The following is a 16,960-nucleotide window of genomic DNA, read 5'->3' as shown; positions in this document are numbered from 1 at the left end:
GTGTTGGCAAAATGGTCGTGTAGTTTAGCAGGAAGCGGCGGCAGGCTCACGATTAGCGTGACGGAAAAACGTCGAGAAAAATCGGCGTGGTGCGACAATTTTTGCCATGGGTCGCGCCGCCTTGCGGTCTATCTTCCAGTACAATAGCTCCTCTACAATGCGGGCAAACTTCTCAAGAGCAAGTGTCTATGAACCCCACACCTTTGCAAAACGATCGTTTTCTTCGCGCGCTGGCGCGCAAGCCCGTTGACCGCACGCCGGTGTGGATGATGCGCCAGGCAGGCCGCTACCTTCCGGAATATCGCGCTAAACGCGCCGATGCGGGTAGTTTCATGGACCTGTGCCAGAACCATGACCTGGCCTGCGAGGTGACGCTGCAGCCGCTTGAGCGTTACCCGCTGGATGCCGCCATCCTGTTTTCGGATATCCTGACGATCCCCGACGCCATGGGTCTGGGCCTGTATTTCGAAACCGGTGAAGGCCCCAAATTCAAAAAGACCGTGCGTACCGCTGAGGAGGTCGCCGCGCTCCGCGTTCCCGATGCCGAGCGCGACCTGGATTACGTGATGCGTGCGGTGTCCACGATTCGCCGTGAGCTGAACGGCCGCATGCCGTTGATCGGCTTCTCCGGCAGCCCCTGGACGCTGGCCACCTACATGGTCGAGGGCAGTTCGAGCAAGGATTTCCGCCATCTGAAAACCATGCTCTACGATACGCCGGATACCATGCACCAGCTGCTGGACACCCTGGCCCATGCGGTGACCGACTACCTCAACGCGCAAATCCGTGCGGGCGCCCAGGCGGTTCAGATCTTCGATACCTGGGGCGGCGCGCTGACCACCCCGGCGTACCTCGAGTTTTCGCTGCGCTATATGGAGCAGATTGTCGCCGGATTGATTCGCGAGCACGACGGGCGCCGGGTGCCAGTGATTCTGTTTACCAAGAATGGCGGCCAGTGGCTGGAACACATCGCTTGTGCCGGGTCCGATGCCGTGGGCATCGACTGGTCTACCGAGCTTTCCGATGCCCGCGCCCGGGTCGGCCACAAGGTCGCACTGCAGGGTAACCTGGACCCCAACGTGCTGTTTGCGCGGCCTTCCGCGATCCGTGCCGAAGTCGCCCGCGTGCTGGAAAGCTACGGTCATGGCCCCGGCCATATCTTTAACCTGGGCCACGGCATCAGCCAGTTCACCAACCCCGACCATGTCACCGCTTTCATGGAAGCGCTGCACGACCTTAGCCCGCAATATCATCAGAGCATCGCGACGCAAGCGGACGATGCGCACCCGGGAGCCCCAAAATGAGCGAATTACGAGACGGCCAGTGGTTTACCGAAGTCTTTGATAGCCACGGCAGTGCTTTCTCGCTGAAAGTCACCGACAAACTGCTGGATGTGCAAAGCCCCTATCAGCATCTTGAAGTCTACGCGACCGAGACCTACGGCAACCTGCTGGTGCTGGACGGCTGCGTGATGCTCACCGACCGCGATAACTTCCTTTATCACGAGATGATTGCCCATCCGGCCTTGTTCACCCATCAGGATCCCAAGCGGGTGGTGATCATTGGGGGCGGCGACTGCGGTACGCTCAAGGAAGTATTGCGCCACCCTGGGGTCGAGCACGTCACCCAGATCGATATCGACGAAGAAGTCACCAAAGCCTCCGAGCGCTTTTTTCCAACGCTGGTGGAATCGAATGACGACCCCCGCGCCGAGCTGCTGTTTGCCGATGGGGTCAAGTGGGTGGATGATACCCCCGACGCGAGCATCGATGTGCTGATCATCGACTCGACTGACCCGGTGGGGCCTGCCGAAGGCCTGTTTAAAACCGATTTTTTGAAGCGCTGTCACCGTATCCTGAAAAATGGCGGCGTCATGGTGCAGCAGAGCGAATCACCGCTTTACCATAGCGGCACCATCATCCGTGAATTGCGCAACGACATGCGGGAAGCGGGGTTCGACAGCGTCGCCACGCTACCCTTCCCGCAGCCGGTGTATCCGTCCGGCTGGTGGAGCGTGACGCTGGCGGGCAAAAACGTCGACGTCAACGCCTTTCGCGAGCAGGCAGTTGCCAACCACGACCTGCCGCTCGAGTACTATACGCTGGAAGCCCATCGTGGCGCGCTGGCGTTACCGCCATTTATGCGCAGGGCCTTCGACGCCGAATAATACCGCCGAGATCACTTTGCATCACTGCCCATCCCTCGTCGCTCCATAAAGGTGCACGGAGGGTGGGCATTTTTATTTTTTTGCACCTAGACGTTCGTATCAAACGTTCGATTTAGCGTTGAAAAGCGCTGAATCAACGGCTGTACCCCTTTTGGCATCTTCCTTGCTAGGTTAAGTGACATGCTACGGCATGCATAAAGATTTCAAACAATTCGAGGGAACCTACATGTTGAAGAAAAAACACTTGGCGCTGCTGGTATCTGCTGGTTCGATTACCCTTGCGGGAATGACCACCGCTCAGGCTGACACGCTGGAAGATACCCGGGATAACGGCGCCGTTCGTTGTGGCGTGAGTGACGGCCTACCCGGCTTTTCTGCTCCTGACGATGATGGCAACTGGCAAGGCCTTGACGTCGATGTCTGTCGTGCCGTCGCCGCCGCCGTACTCGGTGATGCCGACGCGGTTGACTACATTTCCCTCAATGCCGTAGAGCGCTTCACGGCGCTGCAGTCTGGCGAAGTGGATGTACTGTCACGCAACACCACATGGACTACGACTCGCGACACCACGTTGGGTCTCAATTTCACCGGCGTGACATTCTATGACGGCCAAGGCTTCATGGTCTCACGGGACCTGGGGATTACGGGCGCAGATGAATTAAACGGTGCGTCCATCTGCATTCAGTCAGGTACCACCACCGAGCTAAACCTCGCCGATTACTTCCGTGCTAACGACATGGAATTCAACCCCATCGTATTTGATACCTCCGAGCAAACCGTAGGCGGCTATCAGGCAGGACGCTGTGACGTACTGACATCCGACACTTCTCAGCTAGCCGCCCTGCGTATTCAGTTAGATAACCCTGAAAGCTCAATGATTCTTTCGGACGTGATCTCCAAAGAACCGCTGGGCCCCGTGGTACGCCAGGGCGATGATACCTGGTTCAACATCGTGAAATGGTCGCTGTTCGCCATGATCAACGCTGAAGAATACGGTGTTACCAGCGAAAATGTCGACGAGATGACATCGTCTGAAGACCCCAATGTTGCTCGACTGCTCGGCCAGGATGGCAACTACGGCGAAGGCATGGGACTGGAGGCTGACTGGGCCTACAACATCATCAGCCAAGTGGGTAACTACGCTGAAAGCTTCGACCGCAACGTGGGCATGGGCTCACCGCTTGAAATTGAGCGCGGTGTCAACGCCCTGTGGACTGACGGTGGCTTCCAGTACGCTCCCCCGATTCGCTAAGCGTCTCGCTTGACCCCTGGCCCGCCATTCCCTGTTGCCAGGGTATAGGCGGGCCATCTGATTGACTTTCCGTATCGCGGAGACGCCACCCATGTCTGTACGACCCAATGCTCGCCCCGTCGGCCAAAAGCCGCCGTTCTGGCGAGACCGCGCAAAGCGCGCACTTATTTTCCAAATCCTCTTAGTCACCGCTGTGGTGGCTTTTCTTATCTATATTATCGGCAACACCCAAGCCAACCTTGAGGCTCGAGGCATCACCACTGGCTTTGGTTTTTTAAGCAACACCGCCGGCTTCGGTATTGGCCAGACCTTGATCGAGTACTCCTCTCAAAGTAGCTACGGCCGTACTTTCATCATAGGTTTGCTCAACACACTGCTGGTCGGTGGGTTGGGGGTACTGGCGGCCTCGATTATTGGTTTTATAGTGGGCATCGCCCGATTATCGCCCAACTGGCTAATCGCTCGACTCGCCAACGCCTACATCGAAACCTTTCGTAACATCCCGCTGTTACTGCAGATTTTCTTCTGGTACTTCGCGGTACTGCGAGCTCTGCCCAGCGCCCGGGAAAGCATGGCGTTTGGCGAAGCGATTTTTCTGAACGTGCGAGGGCTGTATCTGCCCGAGCCGCTGTTTGAATCCGGCTTTGGGTTGATTCCCGCCACCTTCGTCGTCGCCATTGTTGCGAGCATCGCGCTGGTAATGTGGAATAAACGCCGCCACGAGGCGACTGGCAAGCGACTGCCGGTGTTCTGGATATCGCTGGTGCTTATTTTCGGCCTTCCGTTGCTGATACTGGTTGTCACCGGTGTACCGGTGACTTGGGAAATGCCCGAACTGCGCGGCTTCAATTTCGCAGGCGGCATCACCATCATCCCCGAATTTCTGGCACTTTGGCTGGCACTGTCCATCTACACCGCATCGTTCATTGCCGAAATTGTGCGTTCGGGTATCCAGGCGATCCCTCATGGGCAAACGGAAGCCGCCCAGGCACTCAGCTTGCCGCGCAAACTCGTCCTGCGTCTGGTGATCATTCCACAAGCCATGCGGGTCATTATTCCGCCGCTCACCAGCCAATACCTCAACCTGATCAAGAACTCCTCACTGGCCACCGCCATTGGTTATCCCGACCTGGTCTCGGTGTTTGCTGGCACCACGCTCAACCAGACCGGTCAGGCTATCGAAGTGATTGCCATGACCATGGCGGTTTATCTGATCATCAGCTTGCTGGTGTCCATGTTCATGAACTGGTTCAACGCTCGCGTTGCGCTGGTCGAACGCTAGGCCGGAGGCGACTTTTATGATTCACAACAAAGACATGATACCCGAGCAGCCGGCCCCCAAAGGCACCATCGGCCCCATTGCATGGCTACGCGGCAACCTGTTCAACGGCCCCATTAATAGTCTGTTCACGCTGTTGGGCCTGTATGTCCTGTACCTACTCATGGTGCCCACGATCCAATGGGCGTTTATCGATGCCAACTGGGTGGGCGATAGCCGCGAAGACTGCACACGGGCCGGTGCTTGCTGGGTATTCGTCAACGCACGCTTTTCCCAGTTTATTTATGGGCTCTATCCCAGCGAGGAGTACTGGCGCGCCAATATCGTGTTTGCCATGTTCGCCGGCATTATCGCCTGGCTGGTGATCCCCCGCCTGCCGCTCAAGCGCTGGGTGGCCGTATTTGCCTTGCTGGCCTTCCCGGTCATCGCCTATGTGCTGCTGCACGGCGGCTATTTCGATATGCCGCGCGTTTCCACCCACCGCTGGGGTGGCTTGATGCTGACACTGCTGCTCGCCAGTGTGGGGATGATTGGCGCGCTGCCTATCGGCATCGTGCTCGCCCTTGGGCGACGCTCCCAAATGCCCATTGTCAGAACGTTCTGTGTGATTTTCATCGAGTTCTGGCGCGGCGTTCCGCTCATCACCATCCTGTTCATGGCGTCAGTGATGCTGCCATTGTTTTTGCCCACAGAGCTGAGTGTTGATCGTCTGATCCGCGCACTGATCGGCCTGACCCTGTTCCAGAGTGCCTATATGGCGGAGGTGATCCGCGGGGGGCTCCAGGCCATCCCCAAAGGCCAGGATGAAGCAGCGGCCGCACTGGGCATGACCTACTGGAAACGCATGGGGCTGATCATCATGCCGCAGGCGCTGAAGATGATGATTCCCGGTATCGTCAACACCTTCATCTCGCTGTTCAAGGACACCACCCTGGTGATGATCATTGGGCTGTTTGATCTGCTGGGTATTGTGCAAGCGGCGCTTTCCGACTCGCGTTGGCTGGGTTTCTCACTAGAAGGCTATGTGTTTGCCGCGTTCGTATTTTGGATCTTCTGTTTCAGCATGTCGCGCTACAGCCAGTACCTGGAACGCAGGCTAAATACCGGTCATAAGCAGTAGGTCGTCGACAACGCTTAATGCCGCTTTCTTTATGATTTTGAGTAGGATATCAACATGACACAAGCAGCCACCAACGCGTCAGACCTGATGGTCGAGATGCATAACGTCAATAAATGGTTCGGCGATTTTCACGTGCTACGCGACATCTACCTGGAGGTTAAACGGGGCGAGCGTATCGTGGTGTGCGGTCCCTCGGGCTCGGGTAAATCGACGCTCATCCGCTGTATCAACCACCTTGAAGAGCACCAGAAAGGCGACATCACCGTAGGCGGTGTCCCACTGACGCAGGACGTTAAGCGTATCGAACAGATTCGCCGTAGCGTCGGCATGGTGTTTCAGCACTTCAACCTGTTCCCCCATTTATCGGTGCTGGAAAACTGCTGTATTGCACCGATGTGGGTACAGAAGAAGCCCCGTAAGGAAGCCGAAGCGCTGGCCATGAAATACCTGGAGCGGGTGCGTATCGCGGAACAAGCGGACAAGTACCCCGGCCAACTTTCGGGTGGTCAACAGCAGCGCGTGGCGATTGCCCGTTCACTGTGTATGCACCCTGACGTCATGCTGTTTGATGAACCCACTTCGGCCCTCGACCCTGAAATGATCAAGGAAGTTCTGGACGTCATGGTGGAACTGGCTGAAGAAGGCATGACCATGATATGCGTGACCCACGAAATGGGCTTCGCCAAAACCGTCGCCGACCGGGTGATCTTTATGGACCAGGGGCAAATCATTGAAGAGAATGCGCCTGAGCCGTTCTTCAACAACCCGCAGTCCGAACGCACTCAGCTGTTCTTGAGCCAGATCCTGGGGCATTAATCCACACCCCCTCTGCACAAAGCAGCTGTTGATAAGTTCGTCGTTATGGGCCTCGCTTGAGGCCCATAATGCGTAATAAGACGTTTAAGCATGCAGTTAAAACAATCGACAAAGGAACGCGACACCATGGAAAAGTTATTTATCGACCGGGCGCCCCAGCCTATCGCGCCCTTTTCCCACGCCTGCCGTGTGGGCGACCTGGTATTTATTACCGGGCAAATGCCCACCGTGCCGGAAACCAACGAAATGTTGCTCGGCACGTTCACCGAACAGACCCATCGTGTCATGCAGAACCTGGCGATCGTGCTGGAGGAAGTGGGAAGCAGTTTCGAGCACGTGGTGCAGTCGCGGGTGTTTATTACCAACATGGGCCACTTCGACGAGGTCAACGGGGTCTACGCGAGCTACTTCCCGCAGCCGTTACCCACGCGTACCTGCATTGGCGTCACCGGCCTGGCCGGCGGTGCCGACGTTGAAGTCGACATGATTGCCTGGATTCCGCCATCTGAAGACAGCAGCGTCTAGCCACCTATCAAGGTAATACTGGCAGGCAATAGCGCTTCCTGCTCACGGTGCTGGCTCAGCGGCTTCCCGGCCAGCGCCGTGAGCAGGATTTGCAGCGGGTCGCCATGACTGACCAGCGCGATGGTTTCCCCGCTGGCCGTTTTTTCCCAGTCGTCTATCACCGCCCGCATACGCTTGGCCACCGCGCTCACCGCTTCTACCTGATGATGCTGATGCTCCGCGTTCTGGGCATCCAAAGCCCATATGCTGGGGTAACGATCGTCGCCCTGCCCCTCCAACTCACCAAAATAGCGCTCTCTCAGGCGCGTCTCCACGCTTGGCATGAGTCCAAACGCGTCGGCAATGTGGGCAGCCGTTTGCGCGGTGCGCAAAAAATCCGAGTGCACGACGCGGGTAGGCGTCGGCCACTGCCAATCGGCCACTCGCTGAGCAAGTTGCTGTTCACCTTGCTCGGAAAGCCCGAAGGTCGTCACGCCGCGTTCTGGCGAGCTGACAATCACCCCCTGTTGATTCGCCTGGCTATGGCCGTGGCGTATTAGCAAATAGCGATTGCGCCAATGGTCGTAAGGTGCCTGTAAAGTATTTGACATAAGTTTGTCACAAACCCTAGATTGAAAGTGCTGACTTTCGAAAATAATCATCCTTCGCATCAAATGTCCACTTATGAAACATTTCCCGCTTTCTGAGTAGAAAATCCCAGCGAAGGGATTCGAAAACACAAAAACAACACACGACGAGGCTTATTATGACAACGCCGCTCTCTCGCAAGCGCCCGCTTGCAATGCTCACCGCTGTATCGCTATTGCCGCTCGCTCTGCTATCCACCCAAGCCTACGCTGAATGTGAGCGTGGCGACCTGGCAGATATCTACTGTGACGCAGATGGCGACATGGTGGCTGATCGCCCCAGCGATGAATCGGAATGGGCCAACCCCGATACGCTCATCTTCGCCTATACCCCGGTGGAAGATCCGGCCATTTATTCGGATATCTGGCAGCCCTTTATCGACCACCTGGAGGAAGTCACCGAGCGCGACGTGCGCTTCTTCGCCGTGCAGTCAAACGCTGCCCAGGTTGAAGCCATGCGCAGCGGACGGCTGCATATCGCAGGGTTCTCCACCGGCCCAACGCCTTTCGCGGTCAATCTTGCCGGTGCCGTGCCGTTTGCCTTGATGGGCTCCGACGACGGCCGATTCGGTTATACCCTGCAGTTGTTCACCCATGTCGATTCCGACATCCATGAAGTGGAAGACCTCAAAGGCAAGCGCGTCGCCCATACCTCGCCGACCTCCAACTCGGGTAACCAAGCCCCTCGCGCGTTGCTGCCCGAATTTGGCGTCGTCCCTGGTGAAGATTATGAAGTGATCTACTCCGGTAGCCACGACCAGTCCATGCTCGGCGTTGTGGCTCAAGACTATGACGCCGCCCCGGTGGCCTCGGAAGTCGTCGAGCGAATGGCCGCACGGGGTCTTTACGATGAAGAAGATGTTCGCCTGATCTACGAGTCCGACAGTTTCCCCACTACCTCGTATAACTACGCGCACAACCTGCACCCGGACCTGGTCGACAAAATCGAAGAAGCCTTCTTCAGCTTTGATTTTGCGGGCACCGAACTAGGCGAAGAGTTTGAAGGCGTCGAGAAATTCATCCCTATCAATTACAAGGACAACTGGCAGGTGATTCGTACCATCCAGTCCGCTAATGGCGTGAGCTATACGCCGGAAAACCTGGAAGAGTAAAACGTTACGCACCGCCATTGGCGGTGCGGTTATTTTCTCGACGATGGACGCGAACACATGCTGGAAATTACCAATCTGGTCAAACGCTATGGCCACGATGAAGCCGTGCTGAAAGGGCTTGATCTCAAGGTAGAGGGAAACAGCGTCGTTTCTATCGTAGGCGCTTCGGGGGCAGGTAAAAGCACCATGCTGAGGTGCATCAACCGCCTGGTCGAGCCGACATCCGGCTCCATCAAGCTCAACGGCAACGAGCTTGTGCACCTGAGAGGGGCGGAACTACGCCGCGCGCGGCGCAAGATTGGCATGGTGTTCCAGGGTTTTAACCTGCTGGACCGGTTGACCGTAATGGAAAACGTACTGGCCGGTCGCTTGGGCTATGTGAATCTCTACCAGGCGATTTCGCGCCGCTACCCTCAGGCCGATATCGAGCGCGCCTTTGTCCTGATGGAGCGCGTGGGCATTGCGCACTATGCCAACAAGCGCGCCGACGAGCTTTCCGGTGGTGAGCGCCAGCGGGTCGGCGTCGTTCGCGCATTGATGCAAGAACCTGACGTGCTGCTCGCCGATGAGCCTACCGCCTCACTCGATCCGCGTACGTCGGAGCAGATTATGGTTCTGCTGCAAAGCCTGGCAAGCGAGCTGTCTTTGCCGGTGCTGATTAATATTCACAACGTCGCCCAGGCAAAGACCTATACCGAGCGTATCGTGGGCTTACGCCATGGCAAGATGATCTTTGATGGCTTGCCCGCGGACTTCAACAAAGACGCCCTGGATGCCATCTACGGCGGCATAGACGCGCCGGACGATGCGATCACCGATACACCCGCGGAGGAACACGCCCATGACGCCTCCTGACGCCCAGGCATCAACGCCACGCACCTGGAAAAAGCCGCCGTTTATTGCCAACCCGCTGCTACGCTACGGCTTGATCATCGTCGGCGTCGTCTACTTAGTCTGGGCCTTTGGGTCACTGCCGTTCAACTGGGAGCGGATTGCGGAAGGCCTTCCCCGCGCAGGGCGTATTTTCGGCGGCGGTTTCCCGCCCAGTCTTGAGCGTTATGAGCTGCTGATCACAGGCTTCAAGGAAAGCTTTCAAATCGCCATCATGGCGACGCTGCTGGGCGTTTTGCTGTCGATTCCGTTTGCCGTCATGGCGGCGCGCAACATTGCACCGATGCCGATATATATCATTGGCCGGGCGGTGATCATCATCTCGCGCAGCTTCCATCCGGTCATCGTGGCGATTCTATTTGTCGCCGCCGTCGGTTTTGGTCCTCTCGCGGGGATTTTGACGCTTATCCTCTATTCCATCGGCTTTGTCGGTAAGCTCCTCGCCGAAGAGATCGAAGAAATTGACTGGGGCCAGGTAGAGGCCATGAAGGCAGCAGGCGCTGGCTACGGGGCCATTCTGTTCTATGCGGTCTTTCCGCAGATATTGCCGCGCCAGGTGGGGCTTTCCATGTACCAGCTGGACAGCAACCTGCGCGCCTCCGCGGTCGTCGGGATTGTCGGCGCGGGTGGCATTGGTAGCACACTGATGAACGCCTTTGGACGCTACGATTACGATTTCGCGTTTGCGATTCTACTCGTCATCATCGCGGTCATTTTGATCAGCGAGGGCATCAGCGGCTGGGTAAGGAAAAAAATATGGTAGATCACGCTCAACAACTTGCCGACCGCGTCTGGCAGCGCCATAACCCCAAGCAACGTCTTATCCGCTTCGCCGTGCTCCTCGCGACCGCGATGGTGGTTTTCTGGGCAGTGCGCGATATTGATATCTTCTGGCCCTGGGTATGGGATGCCCCCGCTCAAATCTCCGGCCTTGGCGCCCGAATGTGGCCACCCAGTGGCGAAGGCTTGAACAATATTATTGGTGCCCTGATCGAGACCGTGCATATCGCCACCCTGGCGACCTTCCTGACAATTTTTCTGGCCCTGCCGGTGGCCTATATTGCCGCCCAGAATACTACCCCAAATCGGGCCTGCCTTTGGCTCGGGCGTTTCATCCTGGTCTCCAGCCGTTCGGTTAATACCATTATCTGGGCGCTTTTGTTCGTGGCAATTTTCGGCCCCGGGGTACTTGCGGGCATTCTGGCGATCGTGTTTCGTTCCATCGGCTTTATCGGCAAGCTGATGGGCGAGGCGATCGAGGAGATTGACCGGCGCCCGGTTGAGGCCATGGAAGCCACCGGGGCCTCCAAAGCCAAGGTGATTGCCTATGCGGTGGTTCCCCAGGTCATGCCTGCATTTTTTGCCATTGTGATTCTGCGCTGGGATATCAACATTCGAGAATCGACGGTATTGGGGCTGGTGGGTGCCGGTGGTATCGGGGTTATCTTGCAAGGCTCGATTGATACCTTCGCCTGGCAGACCGTGGCCACCATCTTGATCGCTATTATCGTGCTGGTGCTGATTGGCGAGGCCGTCACGAGCCTGCTGCGTAGCAAGGTGCTTTAAACCGAGCGCTATTGACCGGGCTAGCGTTTGACCTAGCGCTAAACGCTTGCCATGGTTAAGTGACCACTAACGACAAGGAGGACGCGTCACGATGACCACCTATATTGTTGTCGCTGATGCCGCGCGTGCGCGCATTTTTACCCGCGAAGCGCTGACACTCACCGAGCAGGAAAGCTTGGTACACGCTGAAGGGCGCCTGCATGAAGGCGATCTGGTCACTGACCGCCCGGGCGCCGACGTCCACGAGTCAAGCTCGACCAGCGCGCGCAGCTCCGGAGAGGAGGGAGCCGCCTCAAAGCACGAGAACGAACTGTTCGCCAAGCAGGTCGCCAGCCACCTTTATAATGCTCGGGTCGATAACAGCTTGGAGAAGCTCATTGTGGTCGCGCCACCCAAATTTTTAGGCCTGCTGCGCGATAAACTCGATGGCCCCACGCAAAAGCTTGTGATTCATACCCTTTCCAAAGACCTGAGCAAGGCGTCGCTGACAGATATTCAAACAGCCGTGCGCGACCTGCGCTAATCCAGCGACGACATCCACCTCTCACCTACCTAAAGAAACGGTCGCTCTTGCCGATAGACGTGCGTGATCAATGACAGGGCGTGGCACCCGCGCCCTGATACGCACTTCGACTTGAGAGCGACCATGTTTGCATCCCTACGCGCCAAGCTATTACTCGCAGCCCTAGTGGCGATTGTCCTTGCCCTGGTAATCAATGGCATTGCCAGCTATACCACCGTCAAGCACCACAATACCGAGCAGGTCACCCGCAACCTGAATGCCGTCGTCAATGGGAATACCCTGGCGATTGACGAATGGTTTAATGCCCGATACAACATGCTTGCCAGTATGGATGAGGCAGCCACTAGTGACGCCCCATTAGCCGCCCTGCGGCAATTAGCCGACTCCGGGGACTTCATGACGGCCTACATGGCCTACCCCGAGACATCTGACGCCGTTTTTTCTGATGGCTGGGAGCCACCGAGTGATTACGACCCACGCCAACGTCCCTGGTACCAGGATGCTGTCGAGGCCAAAGACACGATCATCACTGCCCCTTACGTGGACGCCCAAACCGGCGGCTTGATCGTGACCTTTGCGCACCCCTACTACCAGAATGGCGAACTGACGGCAGTGGTCGGTGGCGACGTTACCATCCAGGATGTCATCGACATCGTCTCGAGCATTGAACCAACGCCTTCAAGCTTTGGCTTTTTAACCACCGGCGACGGCACGCTGGTCGCGCACCCCAATGCCGAGCTGGCACTGGAACCTTCCACCGCGCTCAGCGACCAGTTGGATGCCAGTTATCTCCAGCAGATTGCCGACGGCGACGAGCCCCAGGCCCTGACGCTGGAGGGCCGTGAGGTGTTGCTGCAAGGGAGCGCCGTGGGCGGCAACAGCGATTGGCACCTAATGGTAGCAATGGATGAGCACGAGGCCACCGCCGGGCTACGCGGGATTGCCACCACGTCGATCATTACGCTCCTGATTGTCGCGGCGATAACCGCCATCGTTCTTAGCCTGCTGCTTAAATGGTTACTGCGCCGCCTTTTATCGGCCCGCAATGCGATGAATGACATCGCCTCGGGGGAAGGCGACCTGACCCAGCGCCTGCCGGAAGAGGGTAACGACGAGATCACCCAGATCGCCGCCGCCTTCAACCGCTTTGTGGCCACCATGGACACGGTGTTGCAGGATGTACGCTCCAGCAGCGAAGCGGTCCACAACGCCGCTACAGAAATCGCCAACGGCGGCCAGGACCTGTCGCGGCGTACTGAAAACACCGCCTCCAGCCTGCAACAGACATCTGCCTCGATGGAGGAGATCACCAGTACGGTCGAGCACACATCGGCGTCCGCCAAGGAAGCCAACCAGCTATCCCAGGCGGCGTCCGACGTTGCCGGTCGTGGCGGCCAGGCGGTATCAGAAGTCATCACGACGATGGAAGATATCGCCGAGTCCTCAGGCAAGATTGGCGATATCGTTTCACTGATGAACAACATCGCCTTCCAGACCAACCTGCTGGCACTCAATGCCTCGGTAGAAGCCGCGCGTGCCGGTGAACACGGCCGTGGCTTTGCTGTGGTGGCGGAAGAGGTCCGTAAGCTTGCCCAGCGCAGCAATGACGCCGCCAACGACATCAAAAACCTGATCGAAGACGCCCAGGGCAAAGTCCAAAACGGTTCCAAACTGGTGCACAACGCCGGTACAACCATGGACGAAATCGTCAGCAACATCACCCGTGTCACCGACGTGCTCGGCGAAATCACCTCCGCCACGACAGAGCAAAGTGACGGTATCGGCCAGGTAAACACCGCGGTGGCTGACCTTGACCGCATGACCCAGGAAAACGCGGCCATGGTGGAAGAATCGACCACCGCCGCCGAGCAGCTCAAGGATCAGGCCGACCATCTCACCGAGACCATCAGCCGATTTAAACTGTCGAGTGGTTCAGCCACACAGGGTGGCCATCTTATGACATCCGCTCCAAAGTCGCCTCAGGCGGCTCTCGCGCATAGAGAGAATTAACAATAATGAAATTTAAGTCTGTCCGCACCCTTATTGCCACGCTGGTCGGTGGCTGCATCCTGCTGGTCGTGGCGGCGTTGGTCATCTATTCGGTGATTGCCAACGACCGCTCCCAGGCACTGGTTGAAAAGCAGACGAAGGCGCTGCTCGAACAAAACATAGAGGCACGCCTGGCAGCGACCGCTTCGGCCCAGACCGAAGAAATCAGGGGCGAGCTCGAACATGCCCTGACGCTTGCCCAGAGCCTGGCGAACACCAATGCCATGCTGGGTCAGGAAGACGACGAGGGTCAGCCGTTGATGACCATGAGCCGTGACGAGCTTTCGCGGCTTGTGCGTCAGACCGTGGTGGATAACCCCGAACTGCTCGACGCTTTTATAGGCTGGGAGCCCAACGCCTTTGATAGCGATGACCTGTATACCGGCCGTGAGGATCAAGGTTACGGCCCCGACGGTCGCTTCATGCCGTGGTGGTACCGCACCGAAAGCGGCGATATCGAGGTGCTGGCGCTGGGCAGCGACATGGAAAACCAGCAGCGCGATGCCGATGGCATTCGGCGCGGGGAATACTATCTGTGCCCCAAAGAAACGAAACGTACCTGCGTGGTCGACCCTCACTATTACGACTACAACGGCGAGACGTTGCTGGTTACGTCGTTCAATGCCCCCATTCTGGTCGACGGTGAGTTCCGCGGCAGCGCCGGTGTCGACCTGTCGGTGGAGTTCATTCAAAGCTTGCTGGAAGAGGCCAATCAGTCGCTCTACGATGGCGCGGGCGAAATAGCCCTGATCGCCTCGCACGGGGCATTGGCTGCGCACACCAGCGAGCCTGACCTGCTCGGCAAGCACGCTGACGAGGTGCTGGGTGAAGACCTCCAGGCCGGCATCGCCCAGGCTCAGCAAGGGGAAAATGTCCGCAGGCTCAACACGGGCCAGGGCATGACCGAGCTCTATTGGCCTTTCTCAGTCGATGCAAGCGGTAACCCCTGGGTGCTGATGATCCGGCTGCCTGAAAGTGCCGTCCTGGCCGGGCTGAATGACCTGCAGACACAGATGGAAAGCCAGCGTGAGGCCTCGACACTCGGCATGATCGGCATGGGGCTGGTCATCGCTTTTCTGGGCCTGCTGGCCAGTTGGCTGCTGGGTAGCAGTATCTCGCGTCCGCTCAAACATTTGGCCAACCGCATGCAGGCGATCGCGTCAGGCAACGGCGACCTGACCCAACGCCTGCCGGTACAAGGTCGTGATGAGAGCGCGGCGGTGGCAGAGCAATTCAATGCCTTTGCCGACAAGATCCAGGCCATCCTGCTCGACGTGCAGCGCAGCAGTGAATCCGTCAATCACGCCGCCAACGAAATCACCCAGGGCGGTCGCGACCTGTCACGGCGTACCGAACAAGCCGCGGCCAGCCTGCAGCAAACGTCGTCCGCCATGGAGGAAATCAGCAGCACCGTGGCGCATACGACCAGCGCCTCGCAGGAAGCCAGCGGCCTGTCCAAAACCGCCTCACAGCTGGCAGGGCGTACCGACGAAGCCTTCGGGCAGGTCGTGACCACCATGGACGACATCCGCACCACATCGGCGGAGATCCAGGATATCGTCAGCGTCATCGACGGGATTGCCTTTCAGACCAATCTACTGGCGCTGAACGCCTCGGTGGAGGCGGCCCGTGCGGGTGAACAGGGCCGTGGTTTTGCCGTAGTGGCCAATGAAGTCCGTCAGTTGGCATCGCGGGCCAGTGACGCGGCCAAGGATATTCGCCAGCGGATCGATACCTCTACCGAAAAGGTGGCAAGCGGCACGCAAATGGTGCGCGACGCCGAGGCCGCAATGCACGAGCTCGCCGAAAGCGTCTCCCGGGTCACCCAGATGCTGGGCGATATCAGCACGGCGGCTAGCGAGCAGAATGACGGTATCAGCCAGGTCAGCATTGCGGTCACCGACCTGGACCAGATGACCCAGCAGAACGCCGCGCTGGTGCAGGAGTCGACCACCGCTGCCGAACAGCTGAAAGACCAGGCCAACTATCTTGCCGAGCTGGTAGGCGGATTCACCTTGGAGGAAGACCGGCACGGGGCGGCATTACCGGCCCCTGAAAAGCACCGTTAAGGAGAAGAGCGCCGTTAAGGAATCGGCGGCATGGGGATGTCATCGCTGCGCTTGGCGTCGGCGGTCATCTCCCGACACAGCCGCAGGAACTCGCGCACCCCGGTGGTGAGGTACTTGTGGCGGTGCCAGATAAAGGTGAACTGGCGTTTGAGATCCAACTCCGGCGTGGGCAGCGGTACCAGGCTGCCCCGCCGGAAGGCATCGCGCAGCGCCAGGCGCGAGACACAGCCGATCCCCAGCCCCGACTCCACCGCACGCTTGATACCCTCGGTATGCTCGAGCTCCAGCAGCGTATTGAAGCGACTGCGGCGATGACGCGCGGCATGCTCCAGGGTCACCCGCGTCCCCGACCCCTCCTCCCGCATGATCCAGTCCTCCCGCATCAACTGGTCAAGCTCCAGATGCGTCTTGCCCGCCAGCGGATGGCGTGGTGAGCAGAACACGCACAGCTCGTCCTCGACCCACGGCTGGCTGATGATCATATCGTCGTCACACGGCCCTTCGATCAACCCCAGATCCAGCGAGTGCTGGCGAACGCCCTCGATGATATGCCGCGTATTGCGCACCGCCAGACGCACGCGGCTGCCGGGATAGCGCTGCATGAAATCGCTGATCAATAGCGTGGCCAGATAATTGCCGATGGTCAGGGTCGCGCCAACCTCCAGCGACCCCACGCCTTGCTGGCCACGCAGCAATTCCTCCACTTCTTCGGCGCGGTCCAACAGCGCCACCGCCTTGGGCAGCAACTGGAAGCCCAGGGCATTGAGCTTGAGGCGCTTGCCGATGCGGTCGAGCAACTGACAGTCGAACTGACGCTCCAGCTCGGCAAGCGCCGTACTGGTCGCCGACTGGGACATGGCAAGGGCGCGAGCCGCGTGGGAGACGCTTTCGTGTTGGGCAACGGCAACAAAGACTTCCAACTGACGCAGGGTATAGTGCATGGGGTCTGACCTATCACCAGGACG

16 protein-coding genes are annotated in these 16,960 nt (G+C 58.2%); 14 read left to right on the top strand and 2 right to left on the bottom strand.

The genetic code is table 11. The features are described 5' to 3' along the window. Window positions 1–188 precede the first annotated feature (188 nt). From hemE to NH395_RS07115, 7 genes are all read left to right on the top strand, one after another. On the top strand, window positions 189–1,304 hold the full coding sequence (hemE, locus tag NH395_RS07145; protein ID WP_253023532.1) for a uroporphyrinogen decarboxylase: 1,116 nt from the start codon (window positions 189–191) through the stop codon (window positions 1,302–1,304). Then, window positions 1,301–2,167, top strand: a complete 867-nt coding sequence (speE, locus tag NH395_RS07140; RefSeq protein ID WP_253023530.1) for a polyamine aminopropyltransferase — start codon at window positions 1,301–1,303, stop codon at window positions 2,165–2,167. Before hemE ends, speE begins: the two co-directional genes overlap by 4 nt. 226 nt (window positions 2,168–2,393) lie before the next feature. Further along, the gene (locus NH395_RS07135) at window positions 2,394–3,419 is read left to right on the top strand and encodes an amino acid ABC transporter substrate-binding protein (RefSeq protein ID WP_253023528.1); all 1,026 of its coding nucleotides are present in this window, start codon (window positions 2,394–2,396) and stop codon (window positions 3,417–3,419) included. Between the two features lie 91 nt (window positions 3,420–3,510). Beyond that, window positions 3,511–4,701: an amino acid ABC transporter permease gene (locus NH395_RS07130; RefSeq protein ID WP_253023526.1), complete on the top strand. Its 1,191-nt coding sequence runs from the start codon at window positions 3,511–3,513 to the stop codon at window positions 4,699–4,701. 16 nt (window positions 4,702–4,717) lie between these two features. Further along, on the top strand, window positions 4,718–5,818 hold the full coding sequence (locus tag NH395_RS07125) for an amino acid ABC transporter permease (protein WP_253023525.1): 1,101 nt from the start codon (window positions 4,718–4,720) through the stop codon (window positions 5,816–5,818). A 54-nt stretch (window positions 5,819–5,872) separates the two neighbouring features. Then, on the top strand, window positions 5,873–6,634 hold the full coding sequence (locus tag NH395_RS07120; protein WP_290443730.1) for an amino acid ABC transporter ATP-binding protein: 762 nt from the start codon (window positions 5,873–5,875) through the stop codon (window positions 6,632–6,634). Between the two features lie 126 nt (window positions 6,635–6,760). Further along, complete coding sequence (locus NH395_RS07115) at window positions 6,761–7,159, top strand: Rid family detoxifying hydrolase (protein ID WP_253023523.1); 399 nt, start codon at window positions 6,761–6,763, stop codon at window positions 7,157–7,159. Here the strand turns inward: NH395_RS07115 and NH395_RS07110 are convergent. After that, complete coding sequence (locus tag NH395_RS07110; protein ID WP_253023521.1) at window positions 7,156–7,749, bottom strand: histidine phosphatase family protein; 594 nt, start codon at window positions 7,747–7,749, stop codon at window positions 7,156–7,158. The two genes, NH395_RS07115 and NH395_RS07110, sit on opposite strands and share 4 nt — an antisense overlap. A gap of 155 nt (window positions 7,750–7,904) precedes the next feature. Here NH395_RS07110 and phnD point away from each other — a divergent pair, with 155 nt between their 5' ends. The 7 genes from phnD to NH395_RS07075 all read left to right on the top strand — a co-directional run bounded on the left by phnD (window position 7,905) and on the right by NH395_RS07075 (window position 15,995). Beyond that, window positions 7,905–8,897, top strand: a complete 993-nt coding sequence (gene phnD, locus NH395_RS07105; protein ID WP_253023519.1) for a phosphate/phosphite/phosphonate ABC transporter substrate-binding protein — start codon at window positions 7,905–7,907, stop codon at window positions 8,895–8,897. A 57-nt stretch (window positions 8,898–8,954) separates the two neighbouring features. Then, entirely contained in the window at window positions 8,955–9,752 is a 798-nt protein-coding gene (gene phnC, locus NH395_RS07100; protein ID WP_253023517.1) for a phosphonate ABC transporter ATP-binding protein, read from the top strand. Further along, window positions 9,739–10,551 (top strand): phosphonate ABC transporter, permease protein PhnE, encoded by an 813-nt coding sequence (gene phnE / locus NH395_RS07095; protein ID WP_253023515.1) that lies wholly within the window; start codon window positions 9,739–9,741, stop codon window positions 10,549–10,551. Before phnC ends, phnE (NH395_RS07095) begins: the two co-directional genes overlap by 14 nt. Continuing rightward, entirely contained in the window at window positions 10,545–11,354 is an 810-nt protein-coding gene (gene phnE, locus NH395_RS07090; protein WP_253023506.1) for a phosphonate ABC transporter, permease protein PhnE, read from the top strand. The genes phnE (NH395_RS07095) and phnE (NH395_RS07090) overlap by 7 nt, the downstream gene beginning before the upstream one ends. A gap of 91 nt (window positions 11,355–11,445) precedes the next feature. Continuing rightward, window positions 11,446–11,877: a host attachment protein gene (locus tag NH395_RS07085; protein ID WP_066320819.1), complete on the top strand. Its 432-nt coding sequence runs from the start codon at window positions 11,446–11,448 to the stop codon at window positions 11,875–11,877. A 123-nt stretch (window positions 11,878–12,000) separates the two neighbouring features. After that, the gene (locus NH395_RS07080; protein WP_253023504.1) at window positions 12,001–13,887 is read left to right on the top strand and encodes a methyl-accepting chemotaxis protein; all 1,887 of its coding nucleotides are present in this window, start codon (window positions 12,001–12,003) and stop codon (window positions 13,885–13,887) included. 5 nt (window positions 13,888–13,892) lie between these two features. Beyond that, window positions 13,893–15,995 carry a methyl-accepting chemotaxis protein gene (locus NH395_RS07075; RefSeq protein ID WP_253023502.1) on the top strand — a complete coding sequence of 701 codons (2,103 nt, stop codon included), beginning with the start codon at window positions 13,893–13,895 and terminating at the stop codon, window positions 15,993–15,995. Window positions 15,996–16,009: 14 nt separating this feature from the next. Here the strand turns inward: NH395_RS07075 and NH395_RS07070 are convergent, their stop codons facing one another. Then, a complete protein-coding gene (locus tag NH395_RS07070) occupies window positions 16,010–16,936 on the bottom strand; it encodes a LysR family transcriptional regulator (RefSeq protein WP_066320815.1) in 927 nt (308 codons plus the stop codon). Window positions 16,937–16,960: the final 24 nt, after the last annotated feature.

It is taken from the genome of Halomonas sp. Mc5H-6 (assembly GCF_024124705.1).
In the GTDB taxonomy this organism is placed as follows: Bacteria; Pseudomonadota; Gammaproteobacteria; order Pseudomonadales; family Halomonadaceae; genus Vreelandella; species Vreelandella subterranea.
This window is presented reverse-complemented; position numbering and strand designations above follow the sequence as displayed.